A 5,528-nucleotide genomic window follows, 5' to 3' on the forward strand; every position below is an offset into this window, starting at 1 on the left:
AATATTTCGAAGCTCTGGCACGAATTTGTTGTGCGCTATTTTGATTACCCTTACGATCATCCCAATGTTTCAGAGAAACATAGGCTTGCCCTAGATTTTGCCCTGTTCCTGAGAAATTACGGCCATTAATCACCATAATGCCATTGGTGTTGTTCTTTTCAGTAGTCTGAAAATAATCAGAGATTTGTTTACCAACTTCTTCAGTTTTACTCAATGGCGTCCCTTCAGGTAAAGTGAATTGAACCATCAAAGCGCCCTGATCTTCCTGCGGCAGGAAACTCGTCGGCAATGCCCGATAAATTAAAACAAAGCTGACAATCAAGAGGATAAAAGCAGCACCAGAAATATATTTAAAATCAATGGATTTTTTAGAAAGTGTTAAATAATGGCTTTTGAGTTTATCCAGACTTCGATTAAACCACTGTGCCCATCGAAACTGCTTGTTTTGGGGTTTGAGAAGTACAGCACATAAAGCAGGCGTTAAGATCAAAGCGACCATTAAAGACAGTGCCATCGCTGCGACAAGGGTAATCGAAAATTGTCGATAAATAATTCCTGTTGCGCCACTAAAAAATGACATCGGAATAAAAACCGCGGTGAGTACCAAAGTAATCCCCACCAAAGCGCCACCAATTTCCTGCATGGACTCAATACTAGCTTGTCTGGCATCGACCTGTTGCTCATGCATAATCCGTTCGACATTTTCAACCACCACGATGGCATCGTCGACCAATAAACCAATTGCGAGTACCATGGCAAATAAGGTCAAAGTATTAATACTCATCCCCAAAACGGACAAAATCGCAAATGTCCCTAATATCACCACAGGGACGGTGATCTCGGGAATTAAGGTGGCGCGCCAGTTTTGTAAAAACAAAAACATGACCAAGACCACCAATACGATGGCTTCTACCAATGTTGAAACGACTTGGGAGATTGACTCTTTGACAAACGGTGTATCATCACGTGGATAAATCACAAAATAACCGTCTGGCAAATTTTTCTTGAGGGTTTCGACTTCGGCGTACACCGCTTTTGCGGTTTGCATCAGATTTGCACCTACTGCAAGGGAAATCGATAATCCTGAACCTGGATAACCATTGAGTCGGTTAAATACCTGATAGTTTTCAGCACCGACCTCAACCCTTGCTACATCTTTAAGATAAACAAAACTGCCATTTTGATTGGCTTTAATAATAATATTTTCAAATTGTTCTGGCGTTTGCAGCAGTGAACCCGATGTCACTTTGGCATTCAGATATTGATCATTACTGGCTGGTAATTCACCAATTGCCCCTGCCGCAACTTGGGTATTTTGATTTTCAATTGCAGTACGGACATCACTGACCATAAGCTGATACTGTCTAAGTTTGGTTGGATCTAACCAGATCCGCATCGCGTATTGCGAACCAAAAACATTGACCTCACCAACACCTTCAATACGGCTTAGATTCAACTCAAAGTTATTGCTTAAATAATCAGAAATATCAATATTGCTTGAGCGACCAGAACGATCACCCAATCCAATCACCATAAATGAATCACTTAAGGATTTACGAACGGTAATCCCTTGACGCTGTACATCATCTGGAAGACGATTAATCGCACCATTCACGGCATTTTGCACCTGAACCTGTGCTTCATCGGGATCTGTCCCTTGTGCAAAATACAGGCTGATGCGACTGCTACCATTGGCATCACTACTGGAACTAAAATACAATAAATGATCAATTCCCTTGATCTGTTGCTCCAAGACTTGAGTCACGCTATCTTCAACAGCCTGTGCATCGGCACCGCTATAGCTTGCAGAAACCGTAATCCGTGGTGGCGCAATATCTGGATAACGCTCAACAGGCAAATTTAAAACTGAAAACAAACCCACCGCCATCACAATAATGGCAAGTACACAAGCAAAAATGGGACGATCAATAAAAAATCTGGAGAGCATGAGCGCTTTACTTCCAATGTAAGGGAGCGAAATGTCAAATAAAAATGTTCAGTTGCAACGATGATCAACTTGAATAATCTATTGATAATCAATGAGTCTTTATTTAAATACAAGCATTTTTAATATAAATTTTCAGAGCAGAAAAAAAACGGATAAATCATGGAGATTATGTATAAAGACTGCGATTTTAAAGGCCTTTCTTCATCAAAAAAACATCAAAACGTCATCACCTTGTCAAATTATATCGTCATGCTACCCAATCAACCTTTTTTTAAATCAGGTTGTTGAAGATCGATAACAATCATCAAAAAATTTCTACATTCCTCATATAGTCTTAAGTAAAATTCTTCAAACTTCAAAGCATCTTTTGATAACGGTAAATGTCCATGAAAACCCCTTCTCCTTCTCCATACAAAGGTCAACACGGCATCAAGCGCATTCTCAATGCGACCAGCTACTCCATCTCGGGTTTTAAAGCTGCATTTAAACTCGAAGCCGCATTTAGACAAATTATCTTGCTGAATATTGTGTTATTGGTGGTGAATTTAAGTCTGGACTTTAGCCCAGTTGAACGGATTTTACTGATTGGCGTTGGTTTCATTGCCATTATTGTTGAATTATTTAATTCTGCGATTGAAGCTGTGGTGGATCGAATTTCACTTGAAAAACATGAACTGTCTAAAAATGCCAAAGATATGGGTAGCGCTGCTCAATTTGTTGCCTTAAGCCTGATCGCAATCACTTGGTTGATTGTTTTATGGGGATAAAAATAATATCTCTAATTTTATGATGGGCAAAGCAAAAAAATCAAAGATGCTTATACCTATTTAAATAAGATATAAACATCCCAATATCAAAGCCATATTTTACAAAGTTTAGCAAGGAAAAAAGTAAATAAGGAGACCCTAAACTTTTAGCCAATAGGCTAAAACAAAAAATGAGCTATAGATCAAGATTTTTCAAAAATACCCATGGAAAAATACCTTGATCATGTCCATCACTAAAACAGATTTGAGCGCCATATCCCTGATCAAACATAGCGGTAACTTGCACAGTATGTGCATCTACAACCGCTTGGTGACGTAGACGTTTGGCCTTACAGAAACCGCAAGGGCAGATTTCACGAAGTTGTTGATGGCTGATGAGCAGATCCTTATCGGGCCATTTGAATGCAATGGTATGTTGTTGTACATCGACATGGATATTTGGTTTAAGTTGCATGCGCATATTCCCGAATCTGATCCAGACCGATACGAATTGCTTTACGCACTTCAGGATCAGGATCCTGTTCATGATCGCGGAGTAGTTGCGTAGATTGCTCGCCACCAATCTCACCCAGTGCCAGTGCAACTTCCTTACGTAAATTACTGATCTCATGCTTGAAATTTTCTGCCAGACAATCCAGTGCCAATCTGGATTTTAACAGTCCCAGACTTCTGGTCACCGCAATTCTGACCTGCCAGTAAGGATCCAGCAATAATGGCAATAAGGCTTGCTCAAGTGCAGTCGCCCTAAGTTTACCGATGGTCAAAGCTGCTTCGACCCGCAATTGCCAATCAGGAGCGTGTAAAGCACTTTCTAATGCAGTGCTGACTTGCGGCGATATCTGCTGAGTATAGCTCAGCCCCCAGTCGCAATACGACGTGTTTCTTGATCAATATCGTTCTGAGCAATATCAGCCAGAATGTCTACGGCCTGCTGTTGTTGCAACCAGCTTAAAGCACTGACTGCCTCGCGACGTACATGAATATCGCGATGTTGAGTATGTTGCAAAATACGGTCATATGAAGCAATTGATCGTAATGGTTTAAGCGCACGCAATATGGCAATTTTTACCATGCTATTATTGGAGTCCAGATAAGCTGCAAGGATCTCGGCAGATTCAGGATTTTTTACTTCACTCAGGCTGTGTGTCGCCGCATCGACTACCATCATTGAGTCATCATTCAAGGCATTTGCCAATGCCTGTAAGGATGCAGGATCTTCCCAACCCTCTAGTCGTTTTGCCGCTTCCTGACGAACGATCACTGCGGGATCATGCTGAAGTGCATAATGTAACCATGGTAAAAGTTCTTCGCGTTCTTCTTCTGCAATGTGCATCAGGGTAATGAAACGAATTTTTTCATCATTCGTGTTTAACTGCCTAAAAAATTTTTGATCATCTTCATCAAGATCAAGCACTTGTGGGTATTGAATAGACATGTATTATCCTTTTTCGATGTTATGAATGCAGCTGTTAACCCTCAAGGTCATTCTTCCAATAAATTATTTCAATAAATATGGAATATTGACCTGAATCGCATCTGTCGGGCAGTCCTTTTCACACGGCATGCAGTACCAGCATTCATCAAACTGCATAAAGGCTTTTTGGGTATGCGGATCAATCGCCAGTAAATCCAGCGGGCAGACATCTACACAAACCGTACATCCCTTGTCAGCAATACATTTATCTTCATCGACCAAAACTGGAGCGACGCTACGATGATTAATTTCTTTAAAAATAAGTGCCATTTGTCATGATCCTTCTGTTTAACCTGTTACAGTTTCTTTATGCGCTTTCTGGATACGAAGCTGATCATAGGACTGTGCTTCACTTTCATGAATCGGAACCACATAAGGTTCAATGGCCTTTTTAAAACTCACCATATTGCCTTGTTCATCTTTTTTCAGATGGGCATGGCAAAACCAGTTTTCGTTATTTTTTTCGGGAAAATCTGCACGGTAGTGGTATAACCCCCAACGACTTTCAGTCCGAAAGAGTGATGCTCTAGCTGCCATTTCAGCGCAGTCCCGAATCACAGATACCTCTGCGGCGCGCATCAACTCATGTGGGTTGTGGACCGCAATCTGCAAAATATCCTGCTTGATTTCTTCAAAACGGCGCAAACCGATTTCCATTTTTTGTCGTGTTTTGGGCGGCTGTAAATAATCATTCACAAAGCGACGTAATTTATACTCGACCTGTTCAGGTGATAGCCCTTCCTGACGAGATAACGGCGCATAGATTCTGGCTTTTTCCTGTTCAATCTCCGCCTGATTTAGGTTGCTGTCTTTGACATCAATCACATATTGCGCAGCATTGACCCCAGCAAACCAACCATAAGTAAATGCACCTAACATATAATTATGTGGTACAGCGGCCATATCACCCGCACTATATAAACCTTTGACCGAAGTTTCCGCTTTCTCGTTCACCCATACGCCGGATGCACTGTGCCCACTACAAAAACCAATCTCGGAAATATGCATCTCGACCATATCGTGACGGTAATTTGTGCCTCGCCCCTGATGAAAACGACCTCGGCTCGGACGCTCATTGCTATGTAAAATCTCCTCAATCGTCTGGATAGTCTCTTCCGCCAGATGATCAACTTTAAGGAATATAGGACCATTGCCACTTTCCAGTTCCTGATAAAATTCCCACATCATCTGTCCGCTCCAGTAATCACACTCAATAAAGCGTTCACCTTTACTGTTGGCGGTGTAACCGCCTAGCGGTCCAGTAACATACGCACAGGCAGGACCGTTATAATCCTTAATCAGTGGATTAATCTGAAAGCATTCCAGATTGGATAATGCC

General features: G+C 41.4%; 5 protein-coding genes and 1 pseudogene. 1 reads left to right on the forward strand and 5 read right to left on the reverse strand.

Translation table 11 applies throughout. From position 1 onward, the window contains the following. Positions 1-1,948: efflux RND transporter permease subunit (locus tag JR005_RS00120; protein WP_218665354.1), on the reverse strand; the 1,948-nt coding region annotated here is incomplete at its 3' end. Positions 1,949-2,334: 386 nt separating this feature from the next. Here JR005_RS00120 and JR005_RS00125 point away from each other — a divergent pair. Continuing rightward, positions 2,335-2,715: a diacylglycerol kinase gene (locus JR005_RS00125; protein WP_218665347.1), complete on the forward strand. Its 381-nt coding sequence runs from the start codon at positions 2,335-2,337 to the stop codon at positions 2,713-2,715. A 175-nt stretch (positions 2,716-2,890) separates the two neighbouring features. Here the strand turns inward: JR005_RS00125 and JR005_RS00130 are convergent, their stop codons facing one another. The 4 genes and pseudogenes from JR005_RS00130 to JR005_RS00145 all read right to left on the reverse strand — a co-directional run. Next, positions 2,891-3,169: a gamma-butyrobetaine hydroxylase-like domain-containing protein gene (locus tag JR005_RS00130; RefSeq protein ID WP_218665348.1), complete on the reverse strand. Its 279-nt coding sequence runs from the start codon at positions 3,167-3,169 to the stop codon at positions 2,891-2,893. Further along, positions 3,159-4,150 (reverse strand): annotated as a pseudogene (locus JR005_RS00135) (HEAT repeat domain-containing protein). Before JR005_RS00135 ends, JR005_RS00130 begins: the two are co-directional and overlap by 11 nt. 63 nt (positions 4,151-4,213) lie before the next feature. Beyond that, a complete protein-coding gene (locus JR005_RS00140) occupies positions 4,214-4,459 on the reverse strand; it encodes a 4Fe-4S dicluster domain-containing protein (RefSeq protein WP_004990164.1) in 246 nt (81 codons plus the stop codon). An 18-nt stretch (positions 4,460-4,477) separates the two neighbouring features. Continuing rightward, on the reverse strand, positions 4,478-5,528 hold a 1,051-nt coding region (locus JR005_RS00145; protein ID WP_218665355.1), incomplete at its 5' end, for a fumarate reductase/succinate dehydrogenase flavoprotein subunit.

Origin of the sequence: Acinetobacter sp. Colony158 (genome assembly GCF_019264745.1) — a bacterium.
GTDB classification, from domain to species: Bacteria; Pseudomonadota; Gammaproteobacteria; order Pseudomonadales; family Moraxellaceae; genus Acinetobacter; species Acinetobacter ursingii.